We start from the raw sequence: 14,766 nt of genomic DNA on the forward strand, positions 1-14,766 counted from the left end.
TTAATCATCGAAAGAGCTGGCGTCGTGAGTGAAGAATTGCCGCAACCGGTAGCGAAACCCTGGTATGTCTACCTTGTGCGTGCCGCCAATGGTTCGCTCTACTGCGGCATCAGTGACGACCCGCAGCGGCGTTTCGTGGCGCATCAGAAAGGGCAGGGCGCGCGGTATTTCAAGACCAGCCCCGCGCAGGCGCTGGTGTATGTGGAGCAGTGGCCGAACAAAGGCGAGGCATTGCGCCAGGAGCGCCTGGTGAAGCGGCTGCGCAAGTCGGCCAAGGAGGCGCTGGTCGCCTCCTATGCAGGCAGCTGATCAGTCCTTGCGGCGCTTGAGCTGATCGACCAGCTGCGTTGGCAGGCCCTTGATGACCAAGGTACCAGCCTCTTCGTCATATTCAACCTTGTCCCCCAGCAGGTGCGCCTCGAAGCTGATCGACAGGCCTTCGGCCCGGCCAGTGAAGCGACGGAACTGGTTGAGGGTGCGTTTGTCTGCGGGGATTTCCGGAGACAGGCCGTAATCCTTGTTGCGGATATGGTCGTAAAACGCCTTGGGCCGGTCCTCGTCGATCAGGCTGGACAGCTCTTCCAGCGTGACCGGTTCGCCCAGCTTGGTCTGGGTGGTGGCGTAATCGACCAGGGTCTGGGTCTTTTCGCGGGCAGACGCTTCCGGCAGGTCTTCGCTCTCGACGAAGTCACTGAAAGCCTTGAGCAGGGTGCGGGTTTCGCCTGGGCCGTCGACGCCTTCCTGGCAGCCGATGAAGTCGCGGAAATAGTCCGAGACCTTTTTGCCGTTCTTGCCCTTGATGAACGAAATGTACTGTTTGGAACTCTTGTTGTTCTGCCATTCCGACAGGTTGATGCGCGCTGCCAGGTGCAGCTGGCCAAGGTCTAGGTGGCGCGAAGGCGTTACATCAAGCTCGGCGTTCACTGCCACGCCTTCGCTGTGGTGCAGCAGGGCAATCGCCAGGTACTCGGTCATGCCTTGCTGGTAATGGGCAAACAGGGTGTGCCCGCCGGTGGACAGGTTGGACTCTTCCATCAGCTTTTGCAGGTGTTCCACCGCCACGCGGCTGAAGGCGGTGAAGTCCTTTTCCTCATCGAGGTACTGCTTCAGCCAGCCACTGAGCGGGTAGGCCCCAGACTCACCGTGGAAAAAACCCCAGGCCTTGCCTTGCTTGGCGTTGTAACTGTCGTTGAGGTCTGCCAGCAGGTTTTCGATGGCATCGGATGCGGCCAGCTCGGCGTCGCGGGCATGCAGTACAGCAGGGCTGCCATCGGGCTTTTTGTCGATCAGGTGAACGATGCAATGACGGATTGGCATGGGATTCTCGGCGAGCTGCAAAAGTTGGCAAGTTTACCCTAGACACAAGGTGATGCAGTGGCCGTATGTTGGCAGATATGTCGGTTGTTCGTTTTTTGTTCAGTTTTCTGCGTTTTAGGCTAAAACCCCCGAAAAACCTGCATTAAATCGAAGTGCGCAGCGGATATTTATCCATTCCTGTGGTAGTTTTGCGCGGTCTTGCGCCCCTCGTGTGGCGCAGTGCTGGCAGCGTGCTGTCGTCGTGTCGAACCAAACGCCGATTTATGTATCTACATACGCAATTGGCGCGGCCCTCCACTGTAAGGGGCTGGCCCGATAACGTCGTAGTTCGCTGCATAACCATCGAATTTGATAGGGAAGGAACACCACCATGGCATTGACCAAAGACCAACTGATTGCCGACATCGCCGAATCGATCGCCGCGCCAAAAACCACCGCCAAGAACGCTCTGGAGCAACTGGGCCAGATCGTTGCCGACCAGCTGGAAAACGGCGCTGAAATCACTCTGCCAGGCATCGGCAAGCTGAAAGTCTCCGAGCGTCCTGCCCGTACCGGCCGCAACCCTTCGACTGGCGCTGCCATCGAAATCGCTGCCAAGAAAGTCGTCAAGTTCGTTCCAGCCAAAGTGCTGACCGATGCCATCAACAAGTAATTGTTGAAGCGTTGACAAAAACCGCGCCTGGCTTGCCCAGGCGCGGTTTTTTCATGCCTGGGTTTTACGCCGGGCGTGCCAGGCCTTGCGCGCGGCGTCGTCCTGGAAGCTCCAGGCGACCATGCGGCTCTGCTTCTGGCCCTGGCCCATGTCATGGATGCGCACGGCTTTGGCGCCTGCTTTGCTGAGCGCAGCCTCGATACCCGGCAGGTTGCTGGCTTTGGATACCAGGCTGGTGAACCACAACACCTGCTCGGCGTATTGCACGCTTTCGCCAACCAGTTGGCTGACAAAGCGGATTTCACCGCCTTCACACCACAGTTCATTGTTCTGGCCGCCGAAGTTCAGCACCGGCAGCTTGCGCTTGGGGTCCTGCTTGCCCAGGTTCTTCCACTTGCGTTGGCTGCCACGGGTGGCTTCCTCGCGCGAGGCATGGAAGGGCGGGTTGCACAGGGTCAGGTCGAAGCGGTCGTCGTCCTGCAGCAAGCCGCTGAGAATATGCGCGCGGTTGGCCTGCTGGCGCAGGGTGATGGCCTTGCCCAGGCCATTGGCCTGGACAATGGCTTTGGCCGAGGCCAGGGCCACGGGGTCGATGTCCGAGCCGAGGAAGCGCCAGCGGTAGTCACTGTAGCCCAGCAGCGGGTAGATGCAGTTGGCGCCAACGCCGATATCCAGCGCACGCACCTTGGCGCCCTTGGGGATTTCACCCGCATTGTCGTCGGCCAACAGGTCGGCGGCCACGTGGATGTAGTCGGCGCGGCCGGGAATGGGCGGGCACAGGTAGTCGGCGGGGATGTCCCAGTGCTGAATGCCGTACTGGGCCTTGAGCAGGGCACGGTTGAACACCCGCACGGCTTCGGGGTTGGCGAAGTCGATGCTGGGTTTGCCGTGTGGGTTGGTAATGGTGAAACGGGCCAGGTCAGGGTGGGCCTTGATCAGGCTGGGGAAGTCGTAACGGCCCTGGTGGCGGTTGCGCGGGTGCAAGGTGGGTTTGTTTTGGGTCATGCTCGGGTCCGGTGCTGCAGGTGCTGGCCAGAGGGCCGCTGTGGGCCCATTCGCGGCACAAGGCCGCTCCCACAGGATAGCGGCGCCCTTCAAACCGGCGCCGTCCCTGTAGGAGCGGCCTTGTGCCGCGAACGAGGGCAAAGCCCTCGCGGGTCAGGTCAGCATTGTCAAGTTACAGCGCAGCAATCCGCGCATGCTGCTCGGTGAAGTTGGCGAGGGCCTGTTCGGACTCGGCCAGCTTGGCGCGTTCCTTCTCGATGACCGCAGGCGGTGCCTTGTCGACGAAGGCGGCGTTGGAGAGCTTGCCGCCCACGCGTTGCACTTCGCCTTGCAGACGCTGGATTTCCTTGTTCAGGCGCGCCAGCTCGGCATCCTTGTCGATCAGGCCAGCCATAGGCACCAGCACTTGCAGGTCACCGACCAAGGCAGTGGCCGACAACGGCGCCTCATCAGCATCCCCCAGGACGGTGAACGACTCGACCTTGGCCAGTTTCTTCAGCAGCGCTTCGTTTTCCTGCAGGCGGCGCTGGTCGTCGGCGTTGGCGTTCTTCAGGAACAGCGGCAGTGGCTTGCCTGGGCCGATGTTCATTTCGGCGCGGATATTGCGCAGGCCGACCATCAGCTCCTTCAGCCACTCGATGTCGCCTTCGGCAGCCGCGTCGATACGGGCTTCATTGGCCACTGGCCAAGGCTGCAGCATGATGGTCTTGCCTTCGATACCGGCCAGCGGCGCGATACGCTGCCAGATTTCTTCGGTAATGAAAGGCATGAACGGGTGCGCCAGGCGCAGCGCCACTTCCAGTACGCGCACCAAAGTGCGGCGGGTGCCACGGGCGCGCTCGACCGGGGCGTTTTCGTCCCACAGTACCGGCTTGGACAGTTCCAGGTACCAATCGCAGTACTGGTTCCAGATGAACTCGTACAGCGCCTGGCTGGCCAGGTCGAAGCGGAACTGCTCCAGCTGGCGGGTCACTTCGGCTTCGGTGCGCTGCAGCTGCGAGATGATCCAGCGGTCAGCCAGCGACAGCTCGTAGGCTTCGCCGTTCTGGCCGCAGTCCTCGCCCTTGTCCAGCACATAGCGGGCGGCGTTCCAGATCTTGTTGCAGAAGTTGCGGTAGCCTTCGACGCGGCCCATGTCGAACTTGATGTCGCGGCCAGTGGAGGCCAGCGAGCAGAAGGTGAAGCGCAGGGCGTCGGTGCCGTAGCTGGCGATACCCTCGGGGAACTCGGCCTTGGTCTGCTTGGCGATTTTCTCGGCCAGCTTGGGCTGCATCATGCCGCTGGTGCGTTTTTCCAGCAGGGCGTCGAGGGTAATGCCGTCGACGATGTCCAGCGGGTCGAGGACGTTGCCCTTGGACTTGGACATCTTCTGGCCCTGGCCGTCGCGTACCAGGCCGTGCACATACACGGTCTTGAACGGTACCTGCGGGGTGCCATCTTCGTTCTTGATCAGGTGCATGGTCAGCATGATCATGCGCGCAACCCAGAAGAAGATGATGTCGAAGCCGGTTACCAGCACATCGGTGGAGTGGAACTTCTTGAGGAACTCGGTCTGTTCCGGCCAGCCCAGGGTGGAGAAGGTCCACAGGCCCGAGCTGAACCAGGTGTCGAGTACGTCGTCGTCCTGGCGCAGGGCCACGTCGGCGCCCAGGTTGTGCTTGGCACGCACTTCGGCTTCGTCGCGGCCAACGTAGACCTGGCCGGCCTCGTCGTACCACGCCGGGATGCGGTGGCCCCACCACAGCTGGCGGCTGATGCACCAGTCCTGGATGTCACGCATCCAGGAGAAGTACATGTTCTCGTACTGCTTGGGCACGAACTGGATGCGGCCATCTTCCACGGCAGCGATGGCAGGTTCTGCCAGCGGCTTGGTGGAAACGTACCACTGGTCGGTCAGCCACGGCTCGATGACGGTGCCCGAACGGTCGCCTTTCGGCACTTTCAGGGCGTGGTCGTCAATGCTCACCAGCAGGCCCTGGGCGTCGAGGTCGGCAACGATCTGCTTGCGCGCGACGAAGCGGTCGAGGTTGGCGTACTGGGCAGGCAGGCGGGTGTCGACCTGCTCGTTGATACTGCCGTCGAGGTTGAAGGCCTGGGCACTGGCCAGCACGAAGGCGTTCTTGTCGAAGATGTTCAGCAGTGGCAGGTTGTGGCGCTTGCCGACTTCATAGTCGTTGAAGTCGTGAGCCGGGGTGATCTTCACGCAGCCGGTACCGAACTCGGGGTCGCAGTAGTCGTCGGCGATGATCGGGATGCGGCGGCCGACCAGCGGCAGTTCGACGAACTTGCCGATCAGTGCCTGGTAGCGTTCGTCGTTCGGGTTGACCGCAACGGCTGCGTCACCCAGCAGGGTTTCCGGACGGGTGGTGGCGACGACCAGGTAGTCCAGGCCTTCGGCGGTCTTGGCGCCGTCGGCGAGCGGGTAGCGCAGGTTCCACAGGTGGCCTTTTTCGTCGTGGTTTTCCACTTCGAGGTCGGAGATGGCCGTGTGCAGCTTGGTGTCCCAGTTGACCAGGCGCTTGCCGCGGTAGATCAGGCCGTCTTCATGCAGGCGCACGAAAGCTTCCTTGACCGCTTCGGACAGGCCGTCGTCCATGGTGAAGCGCTCGCGGCTCCAGTCTACCGACGAGCCCAGGCGGCGGATCTGGCGGCTGATGTTGCCGCCGGACTGGTCCTTCCATTCCCAGACCTTTTCCAGGAACTTTTCGCGGCCCAGGTCATGCCGGTTCTGGCCCTTGGCTTCGAGCTGGCGCTCGACCAGCATCTGGGTGGCGATACCGGCGTGGTCGGTACCTGGCTGCCAGAGGGTGTCGCGGCCTTGCATACGGCGGAAACGGATCAGGGCATCCATGATCGCGTTGTTGAACCCGTGGCCCATGTGCAGGCTGCCGGTCACGTTCGGCGGCGGGATCATGATGGTGTAGGACTCGCCTGCACCTTGTGGGGCGAAATAGTTCTCGGACTCCCAGGTGTTGTACCAGGAAGTTTCGATGGCGTGCGGCTGGTAGGTCTTATCCATGCGCGGCGGGACCCTGTGCATTTATTCGGGAAAGCCGGGAAGTATAACCAAGCTGGGGTGTTGAGGCGACAGCCGCTGGGGCTGCTTTGCAGCCCATTCGCGGCACAAGGCCGCTCCTACAGGGATCGCGGTGCCTGCAGAAGCGGCCTTGTGCCGCGAATGGGCCGCAAAGCGGCCCCGGAATATCACTCGGTACGCTTGATCAAGCGCTCGATCCGCGCATCCAGCCGGCGCTTGATTTCGTTTTCGATATGCGGGGTGAAGTCGTTGATCACGTCCTGCATGATCATCTGCGCCGCTGCGCGCAGCTCGCTTTCCAGGTGCAGCAGGGTGTCCTGCCGGCGGGTCTGCGGGTCTTCCTCGGGCTCGACAGCGATCGGTTTGCTATCAGGTGCAGGGTGACCGGCAGGTTCTTCCAGCAGCAACGGGATCTGCTCTACCGTCTCGGTCAGCAGCGGCGGTTGCAGGTCGGCATCGCCAAGCAGCTGGCGGATCGACTCGAGGTCATCGAGCAGATGGGCGGAGTCGGGCAAAGGGGAGGGCTTGTCCATCGTCGTCAAAGTCGCTGTAAGCGGTGGTCTTGCAGAGCATAGCCCTGTTCGCGGTAGAAACGGAATCGTTCACGGGCGGATTGGCGAATGCCAGGCTCTTCCACCACGATTTCGGCCACGCGCTCGAACTGGCCGACGAAGCCCGGCACGCCGGCCCCCAGGTTGATCAGCAGGTCGCGGTGATCGCCCGCGCTGTCATCCAGGCCAAGGGCCACGCCGGCATCGGCATGCAGCTCGGCCAGGTCGTGGGGCACGAAGGCCTCACCCTTGAAGCGCCACAAACGCAGGTTCAGCTCGTTGCGCTGCTCGGCATCCTGGCAATGCAGATAGACCCGGTGACCGAGGCGCCAGGCCTTTTCGCACAGTTTGCAGGCGAAATCGAGCCGCGCCGACAGCGAGTCGGTGGGCAAGATGTAGAAGTCGACTTTGCTCATGGTGGTCATCGCCGGCCGATGGTGCGCTAGACACCACCGGCCTCACGGCATCAGGCGCCAGCGCGGTCCAGCAGGTACTGGGTCAGCAGGGGCACCGGGCGGCCTGTGGCGCCCTTGTCCTTGCCACCACTGATCCAGGCGGTACCGGCGATGTCCATGTGCGCCCAGTTGTAGGCCTTGGCGAAGCGCGACAGGAAGCAGCCTGCGGTGATGGTCCCGGCCTTCGGCCCGCCGATGTTGCCCATGTCGGCGAACGGGCTGTCCAGCTGCTCCTGGTATTCGTCGAACAGCGGCAATTGCCAGGCACGGTCGTCGGCGCGCTTGCCAGCGTCGAGCAACTGGCCGACCAGGTCGTCGTTGTTGCCCATCAGGCCGGTGGTGTGGCTGCCCAGGGCGACGATGCAGGCGCCGGTCAGGGTGGCGATGTCGATCACCGCCTGCGGCTTGAAGCGCTCGGCGTAGGTCAGGGTGTCGCACAGCACCAGGCGGCCTTCGGCGTCGGTGTTGAGAATTTCCACGGTCTGGCCGCTCATGGTGGTGACGATGTCACCCGGGCGGGTGGCGCCGCCGCTTGGCATGTTCTCGGCGCAGGCCAGCAGGCATACCAGGTTGACTGGCAGTTGCAGTTCAAGCACTGCACGCAGGGTGCCGAGCACGCTGGCAGCGCCGCACATGTCGTACTTCATTTCGTCCATGCCGGCGCCTGGCTTGAGGCTGATGCCGCCGGTATCGAAGGTGATGCCCTTGCCCACCAGCACGAACGGCTTGTCAGCCTTCTTGCCGCCCTGGTAGTTGAGCACGATCAGGCGCGGTGGCTGGTCGCTGCCCTGGCCCACGGCGTAGAACGCGCCCATGCCCAGGTCCTTGATCTTCTTCTCGTCCAGTACCTCGACCTTCAGCGCCTTGTGCGCCTTGCCCAGGTCCTTGGCCTGTTCGGCGAGGAAACTTGGGTGGCACAGGTTAGGCGGCAGGTTGCCCAGGTCGCGGGTGAAGGCCATGCCGGTGGCAATGGCGCTGGCGTGCTTGACGGCACGCTCGACTTCCGCCTGGCCGGCCTTGTCGGCCAGCAGGGTGACTTTTTTCAGGGCGCGTGGCTCGACCTTCTGGCTCTTGAAGCGGTCGAACACGTACTCGCCGTCGAGCAGGGTTTCTGCCAGCAGGCGGTATTTGCCGTAGTGGGCATCGCGGTTGTTGACTGCGACATCGTCCAGGGCCAGCACGGCATCGGCGCCATTCAGGCCCTTGAGCACGCCGGCCACGCTGGCGACCAGTTTGCGCCAGGTGCGGTCACCCAGGGCTTCGTCCTTGCCACTGCCCACCAGCAGCACGCGCTCAGCTTTCAGGCCCTGCAGGTTCTGCAGCAGCAGGGTCTGGCCTGGCTTGCCAACCAGGTCGCCGCGTTTGAGCACAGCGCTGATGGCACCTTCGCTGGCCAGGTCGACCGCCTTGGCAACGGCGCCAAGCTTGCGGTTTTCACCTACCGGAATGACCAGAGTGGCAGTTTTTACGGATGCAGCAGCTACGCTTTTTACAACCAGTTCCATGTCAGGGTCCCCGAATGATCGATACAAGTGGCGCTGTGTGTTCCAGCGCTCAGGACGGGCTTGGCCGCGTAGTCGCGCGCCAGCGGAAAAGCTGCCAGTTTGAGCCTGCGGCAAGCGTGCTGACAACCCCGATATGCGCCTTCATGCGCGGCCAAGTGACAGGCGCGGTCAATCACAGGATAATGCGCGCACTTTACATGGAGGTTCGCCTTTGGCGAACCTGCATTGGTCTTGGCTGTACTAAGTCATTGTTTGGCGCCATTGCATGGCAGTCCGCCCTGACAACCCAGGAGTGTCTGGTTTGATCGTCTTTCGTTATCTGTCCCGCGAGGTCCTGGTGACCTTGAGCGCCGTCAGCGCAGTGCTGCTGGTGATCATCATGAGTGGGCGCTTCATCAAATATCTGGCCCAGGCCGCTCAGGGCGTGCTCGATCCGGGCGTGCTGTTTCTGATCATGGGCTTCCGGCTGCCGGGTTTCCTGCAACTGATCCTGCCTCTGGGGCTGTTCCTCGGCATTTTGCTGGCTTACGGGCGGCTGTACCTGGAAAGCGAGATGACCGTGCTGTCCGCAACCGGTATGAGCCAGCAGCGCCTGTTGGGGCTGACCATGGCGCCGGCGGCCCTGGTTGCCCTGCTGGTGGCCTGGCTGAGCCTGAGCCTTGCGCCGTTGGGCGTTGCCCAGGTGCAGCAGATCATTGCCCAGCAGGACACGCTTACCGAGTTCGACACCTTGGTGCCGGGCCGCTTCCAGACCCTGCGTGACGGTTCGCGGGTGACCTACACCGAGCAGCTGTCGGACGACCGCGTCAACCTGTCCGGGGTGTTCATCTCCGAGAAGCGCTTCAACCAGGACAAGACCAAGGACCGTGCCCCGTCGGTACTGGTCGCTGAAAAGGGTCACCAGGAGATCCAGGCCGACGGTAACCGCTACCTGGTGCTGGAAAACGGCTACCGCTATGACGGCAATCCTGGTCAGGCCGATTACCGTGCGATCAAGTACGACACCTATGGCGTGCAGCTGCCCAAACCGGAAGTGGCCGAAGAAGTGACCGAGCGCGAAGCCATTCCCACTTCCGAGCTGATCGGCAAGGAGGGCCTGCGAGAGCGCGCCGAGCTGCAGTGGCGGTTGTCGCTGCCGATCCTGGTATTCGTCGTTACCTTGCTGGCGGTGCCGCTGTCCCGGGTCAACCCCCGTCAGGGCCGCTTCCTCAAGCTGCTGCCGGCAATTCTTTTGTACATGGCTTACCTGACAATGCTGATTTCCGTACGTGGTGCCCTCGAGAAGGGCAAATTGCCGATTGGCCTGGGCATGTGGTGGGTCCACGGCCTGTTCCTGTTGATCGGCCTTGGCCTGTTGTACTGGGAACCGCTGCGCCTCAAGCGTGCCGCCCGTCGTGCGGAGGTGGCCCATGGGTAAGCTGGACCGCTACATCGGCCAGAGCGTGCTGCTGGCCATTCTGGCCGTGCTGGGCATCATCCTCGGCCTGGCCTCGCTGTTCGCCTTCATCGACGAGATGGGCGACCTGAGTGATACCTACACGTTGATGGAGGCCGGCAACTTCGTCCTGCTGACAGCACCCCGGCGGCTCTATGACATGCTGCCGATGGCGGCCTTGATCGGCTGCCTGATCGGCCTGGGCAGCCTGGCCAGCAGCAGCGAACTGACCATCATGCGTGCGGCCGGGGTGTCTATCGGCCGCATCGTCTGGGCGGTGATGAAGCCGATGCTGGTGCTGATGCTGGTAGGGCTGCTGATCGGCGAATACGTGGCACCGGTGACCGAGAACAAGGCCCAGGCCGACCGTTCCCTGGCCCAGGGCGGTGGTGAGGCGCAGAGCTCCAAGCGCGGCATGTGGCACCGCCAGGGTGAAGAATATGTGCACATCAACTCCGTACAGCCCAACGGCCTGCTGCTGGGTGTGACCCGTTACCGCTTCGACAGCGAGCGCAAGATCGTCACCTCAAGCTTCGCCCGCCGCGCGCAGTACCAGAACGACCACTGGCTGCTCGCCGACGTGCGTACCACCTACTTCCGTGGCGACCACACCGAAGTGGTCGGCGCGCCGCAGGAGCGCTGGGACGTTTCGCTCACGCCAGAACTGCTCAATACCGTGATCCTGGCGCCGGAGTCGCTGTCCATTACCGGGTTGTGGGATTACATCCACTACCTGTCCGACCAAGGCCTGAACAATGCCCGTTACTGGTTGGCGTTCTGGACCAAGGTGCTGCAGCCGATGGTTACCGCGGCGCTGGTGCTGATGGCGATCTCGTTCATCTTCGGCCCGCTGCGTTCGGTCACCCTGGGCCAGCGTGTGTTCACCGGTGTGCTGGTGGGTTTCGTGTTCCGTATTGCCCAGGACCTGCTGGGGCCTTCTAGCCAGGTGTTCGGCTTCCCGCCGCTGCTGGCGGTGGTGATCCCGGCGGGGATCTGTGCCTTGGCCGGTGTCTGGCTGTTGCGTCGGGCGGGTTGATGGCCTGAGCTGCATGAAAAAGCCGACCTCAGAGTCGGCTTTTTTGTGGCTGATGGCCCTATGGCCGGAGCAGGCAACACAACGCTCAAGTCATCTCTTTTGCTTCGGTACCCGCACCAGCTGGCTTTCCGAATAGATGTCATGCCAGCCACGCTTTCGCTTGTCGATCAACACCCAGAAAAAACCCAGCCCCAGGCACAGCCATGAGGCAATGGATACCACGAAGCGCAACAATGCCTGCCACAGGCTGATGGCTGAGCCATCGGCATTCTGCACGCGCACGCCCCACACCTGCATGCCCAGCGTCTGCCCGCCATGGGTCCAGAACTTGGCAAAGAAGCCGAACAAGGCGAACAGCAGTACCGTCGACAGTAGCGGGTCGCCATCCAGTGCACCGGCCTCGGTCAGCTCACGCATGCGCGCTTCGCCAATGATCGCCATCTGGATCAGCTTGTAGGCACCGGCGGTCACGATCAGCAGTGCAGTACACAGCAGGAAGTCGTAGAACATCGCGGCCAGTCGTCGGCCAAAGCCAGCGGCGGGGAAGTCACCCTGTGGGAGAAGGTGGGGCTTGGGCATCGCTGGGCAGCTCCGAATGGAAAAGGCTCATTCTATGGAATTGCAAGCAAAAAAAAGCCCCTGCGCGTCAACGCAGGGGCTCTTTTATAGAAGTTTCAGCCTTCTGCCTGGACTTCGTCAGCCTGCATGCCCTTTTGGCCTTGCACAGCAATGAAGGTCACTTTCTGGCCTTCTTTCAGGCTCTTGAAGCCGTTACCTTGGATTGCGCGGAAGTGCACGAACAGATCCGGACCGCTTTCTGGGGTGATGAAGCCGTAACCTTTTTCGTCATTGAACCACTTGACGGTACCGTTCTGACGCTCAGCCATTGTCTTATTTCCTATGAAACTAATTTTTGATGACAGTTTCTTCTGCATTGTTTGTAAGCAAAAGATTACTGGGCTGGGTTGCAGGAAAGTAAGAGACGTCGAACGGGTTGTAGCAGATTGCGGCTACTGGCCCAGGTCACGAACTGTTGCGACCCATGCAAACACAGTGCAGTGACTCTACGCCAACTCCCGAGCGAAAAACAAGCCCTTGCCCGCAGGGAAAATCGACCGCTTGCCGATAACCGACCGAATTGTGGGAAACGGCATGGCGCCTGGCCTGGCGCCGTGTTCAAAAGTTATTGGGCAGGTTCGAAATCGAATATCTCGAACCTGACCGCAACCTTCACAAAGCCGTTTCAGCCACGGTAGTAACGTTGCGCCACGAAAGGCATTTTGCTGACCTTCAGGGCAACCTTCTTGCCACGCACTACGGCAAACAGTGCGGTATCGAGTGCAGCATGTTCATTATCGACATAACCCATTGCAACCGGTGCGCCGAGTGTCGGCCCGAAGCCACCGCTGCACACTTTGCCCACCGGTTTATCGTTGGCATCAACAATATCGGCGCCTTCACGTACCGGCGTGCGCTCCTGGGGCAACAGGCCAACACGTTTGCGCGCCACACCGTCGCGCTGGTGGGCAAAGATCGCTTCGGCGCCGGGGAAGCCGGCAGCACGTGCACCGTCGGCACGGCGCACCTTGGAAATCGCCCACAGCAGGCTGGCTTCGATCGGGGTCGTCTCGGTATTCATGTCATGGCCATACAGGCACAGGCCGGCTTCCAGGCGCAGCGAGTCCCGCGCGCCCAGGCCAATGGGCTGTACTTCGGGCTCGGCCAGCAGGCTGCGGGCCAAGGCATCGGCGGCATGGACCGGTACCGAAATTTCGTAGCCGTCTTCGCCGGTGTAGCCTGAGCGGCTGACGAAGCAGTCTTCACCCAGCAGTTTTACCGGCCGGAACTGCATGAAGGTCATGCCGGCCACTTCCGGGGCCATGCGCTCCAGCACCTTGACCGCGGCCGGCCCTTGCAGGGCGAGCAGGGCACGTTGGTCGAACAGCGGCTGCACCTCGCAACGGCTCCCGATGTGTGTTTGCAGGTGGGCCAGGTCCTGGTCCTTGCAGGCTGCGTTGACCACCAGGAACAGGGTATCGTCGCCCAGGTTGGCAACCATCAGGTCGTCAAGGATGCCGCCTTGTTCATTGGTGAACATGGCATAGCGCTGCATGCCCACCGGCAGGTCGATGATATCCACCGGCACCAGGCTTTCCAGGGCCTTGGCGGCATCGGCACCGCGCAGGATGATCTGGCCCATGTGCGAGACATCGAACAGGCCGGCCTGCTCGCGGGTGTGTAAATGCTCCTTGAGCACGCCCAGCGGGTACTGCACCGGCATGTCGTAGCCGGCGAACGGCACCATGCGCGCACCCAGTTCCAGGTGCAGGGCGTGCAGTGGGGTCTTGAGCAGTGTTTCGGACATCGGTGACTCCTTGGTTTTATTGTGGGGTCAACATTCGATGATGTTGACGGCAAGACCGCCGCGGGCGGTCTCCTTGTATTTGCTTTTCATATCGGCGCCGGTCTGGCGCATGGTGCGGATGACCTTGTCGAGCGACACGAAGTGCTGCCCGTCGCCGCGCAAGGCCATGCGCACGGCGTTGATCGCCTTCACCGAGCCCATGGCATTGCGCTCGATGCAGGGCACCTGAACCAAGCCGCCGATCGGGTCGCAGGTCAGGCCCAGGTTGTGTTCCATGCCGATTTCGGCAGCGTTCTCCACCTGTTGCACGCTGCCCCCCATCACTTCGCACAGTGCCCCCGCCGCCATGGAGCACGCCACGCCGACCTCGCCCTGGCAGCCCACTTCGGCGCCGGAGATAGAGGCATTCTCCTTGTACAGGATGCCGATGGCTGCGGCGGTGAGCAGAAAACGCACCACCCCGTCTTCGCTGGCGCCCGGCACGAAGCGCATGTAGTAGTGCAGCACCGCCGGGACGATGCCCGCCGCGCCATTGGTGGGCGCGGTAACCACACGCCCGCCATTGGCATTTTCCTCGTTCACCGCCAGGGCATAGAGGTTGACCCAGTCGAGCACCGACAGCGCATCGCGCAGGCTGGCCTCCGGGTGACGGCTCAGCTGGCGGTACAGGGCTGGGGCCCGCCGCTTGACCTTGAGCCCGCCTGGCAGAATGCCCTCATGCTGGCAGCCGGCATCGACACAATCCTGCATCACTTGCCAGATACGCAGCAGCCCGGCGCGGGTTTCTGCCTCCGGGCGCCAGGCGGCCTCATTGGCCAGCATCACCTGGCTTACCGACAGGTTCTGCGTGGTGCAGTGGCCAAGCAGTTCCTTGGCGGTTTTGAACGGGTAGGGCAGCACGGTGCTGTCCTCGACGATGCGGTCGTGGCCGGCGGCATCCTCGTCGACCACGAAACCACCGCCCACCGAGTAGTATTCGCGGCTGCGGATTTGCAGGCCGGCGTCGTCGAAGGCGCGGAAGATCATGCCGTTGGGGTGGTAGTCCAGTGGCTTGCGGATCATTGCCAGGTGTTGTTTCTCGTTAAAGGCAATGTCGTGTTCGCCGAGCACACGCAGGCGGCCGCTGTCGCGGATCACTTGCAGGCGCGCGGGGATGGATTCGGTGTCGACGGTGTCCGGGTGCTCGCCTTCGAGGCCGAGCAAGACCGCCTTGTCGCTGCCGTGGCCCTTGCCGGTTGCGCCCAGCGAGCCATACAGCTCGGCCTTGACGCTGGCGGTGCGGGTGAGCAGGTCATCACGGCGCAGCCCTTCGGCGAACCGTGCGGCGGCGCGCATCGGGCCGACCGTGTGGGAGCTGGAGGGGCCGATGCCGATCTTGAACAGGTCGAAGACGCTCAGTGACATGGTG

At 62.3% G+C, this 14,766-nt stretch carries 14 protein-coding genes; 4 read left to right on the forward strand and 10 right to left on the reverse strand.

The features are described 5' to 3' along the window. Nucleotides 1-24 precede the first annotated feature (24 nt). Nucleotides 25-309, forward strand: a complete 285-nt coding sequence (locus tag AC07XM_RS16815) for a GIY-YIG nuclease family protein (RefSeq protein WP_016485057.1) — start codon at nt 25-27, stop codon at nt 307-309. Here the strand turns inward: AC07XM_RS16815 and yejK are convergent, their stop codons facing one another. Beyond that, the gene (gene yejK / locus AC07XM_RS16820) at nt 310-1,317 is read right to left on the reverse strand and encodes a nucleoid-associated protein YejK (RefSeq protein WP_016485058.1); all 1,008 of its coding nucleotides are present in this window, start codon (nt 1,315-1,317) and stop codon (nt 310-312) included. A gap of 370 nt (nt 1,318-1,687) precedes the next feature. Here yejK and AC07XM_RS16825 point away from each other — a divergent pair, with 370 nt between their 5' ends. Next, nucleotides 1,688-1,969 carry an HU family DNA-binding protein gene (locus AC07XM_RS16825; protein WP_023046954.1) on the forward strand — a complete coding sequence of 94 codons (282 nt, stop codon included), beginning with the start codon at nt 1,688-1,690 and terminating at the stop codon, nt 1,967-1,969. Between the two features lie 51 nt (nt 1,970-2,020). Here the strand turns inward: AC07XM_RS16825 and rlmF are convergent, their stop codons facing one another. The 5 genes from rlmF to AC07XM_RS16850 form a co-directional block, all read right to left on the reverse strand. Further along, entirely contained in the window at nt 2,021-2,974 is a 954-nt protein-coding gene (gene rlmF / locus AC07XM_RS16830) for a 23S rRNA (adenine(1618)-N(6))-methyltransferase RlmF (protein ID WP_016485059.1), read from the reverse strand. Between the two features lie 172 nt (nt 2,975-3,146). Beyond that, nucleotides 3,147-5,993: a valine--tRNA ligase gene (locus AC07XM_RS16835; RefSeq protein ID WP_060517599.1), complete on the reverse strand. Its 2,847-nt coding sequence runs from the start codon at nt 5,991-5,993 to the stop codon at nt 3,147-3,149. Between the two features lie 185 nt (nt 5,994-6,178). Beyond that, nucleotides 6,179-6,544: a hypothetical protein gene (locus tag AC07XM_RS16840; protein ID WP_016485061.1), complete on the reverse strand. Its 366-nt coding sequence runs from the start codon at nt 6,542-6,544 to the stop codon at nt 6,179-6,181. A 5-nt stretch (nt 6,545-6,549) separates the two neighbouring features. Further along, the gene (locus AC07XM_RS16845; protein ID WP_096426934.1) at nt 6,550-6,978 is read right to left on the reverse strand and encodes a DNA polymerase III subunit chi; all 429 of its coding nucleotides are present in this window, start codon (nt 6,976-6,978) and stop codon (nt 6,550-6,552) included. Between the two features lie 50 nt (nt 6,979-7,028). Then, nucleotides 7,029-8,522: a leucyl aminopeptidase gene (locus tag AC07XM_RS16850; protein ID WP_016485063.1), complete on the reverse strand. Its 1,494-nt coding sequence runs from the start codon at nt 8,520-8,522 to the stop codon at nt 7,029-7,031. 301 nt (nt 8,523-8,823) lie between these two features. Between AC07XM_RS16850 and lptF the strand changes: the two genes are divergently transcribed. Both lptF and lptG read left to right on the forward strand, forming a co-directional pair. Further along, the gene (gene lptF, locus AC07XM_RS16855) at nt 8,824-9,939 is read left to right on the forward strand and encodes an LPS export ABC transporter permease LptF (protein ID WP_016485065.1); all 1,116 of its coding nucleotides are present in this window, start codon (nt 8,824-8,826) and stop codon (nt 9,937-9,939) included. Further along, nucleotides 9,932-10,993: an LPS export ABC transporter permease LptG gene (gene lptG / locus AC07XM_RS16860; protein ID WP_016485066.1), complete on the forward strand. Its 1,062-nt coding sequence runs from the start codon at nt 9,932-9,934 to the stop codon at nt 10,991-10,993. Before lptF ends, lptG begins: the two co-directional genes overlap by 8 nt. 90 nt (nt 10,994-11,083) lie before the next feature. Here the strand turns inward: lptG and AC07XM_RS16865 are convergent, their stop codons facing one another. The 4 genes from AC07XM_RS16865 to AC07XM_RS16880 all read right to left on the reverse strand — a co-directional run bounded on the left by AC07XM_RS16865 (nt 11,084) and on the right by AC07XM_RS16880 (nt 14,762). Further along, a complete protein-coding gene (locus tag AC07XM_RS16865) occupies nt 11,084-11,572 on the reverse strand; it encodes an RDD family protein (RefSeq protein WP_023046957.1) in 489 nt (162 codons plus the stop codon). Between the two features lie 95 nt (nt 11,573-11,667). Next, nucleotides 11,668-11,880 (reverse strand): cold-shock protein, encoded by a 213-nt coding sequence (locus AC07XM_RS16870; protein WP_096425634.1) that lies wholly within the window; start codon nt 11,878-11,880, stop codon nt 11,668-11,670. A 356-nt stretch (nt 11,881-12,236) separates the two neighbouring features. After that, entirely contained in the window at nt 12,237-13,358 is a 1,122-nt protein-coding gene (gene gcvT, locus AC07XM_RS16875; RefSeq protein WP_060517597.1) for a glycine cleavage system aminomethyltransferase GcvT, read from the reverse strand. Between the two features lie 27 nt (nt 13,359-13,385). After that, nucleotides 13,386-14,762, reverse strand: a complete 1,377-nt coding sequence (locus AC07XM_RS16880) for an L-serine ammonia-lyase (RefSeq protein WP_016485070.1) — start codon at nt 14,760-14,762, stop codon at nt 13,386-13,388. Nucleotides 14,763-14,766 lie beyond the last annotated feature (4 nt).

The sequence above is a fragment of the Pseudomonas sp. GW460-LB5 genome, from assembly GCF_059423245.1.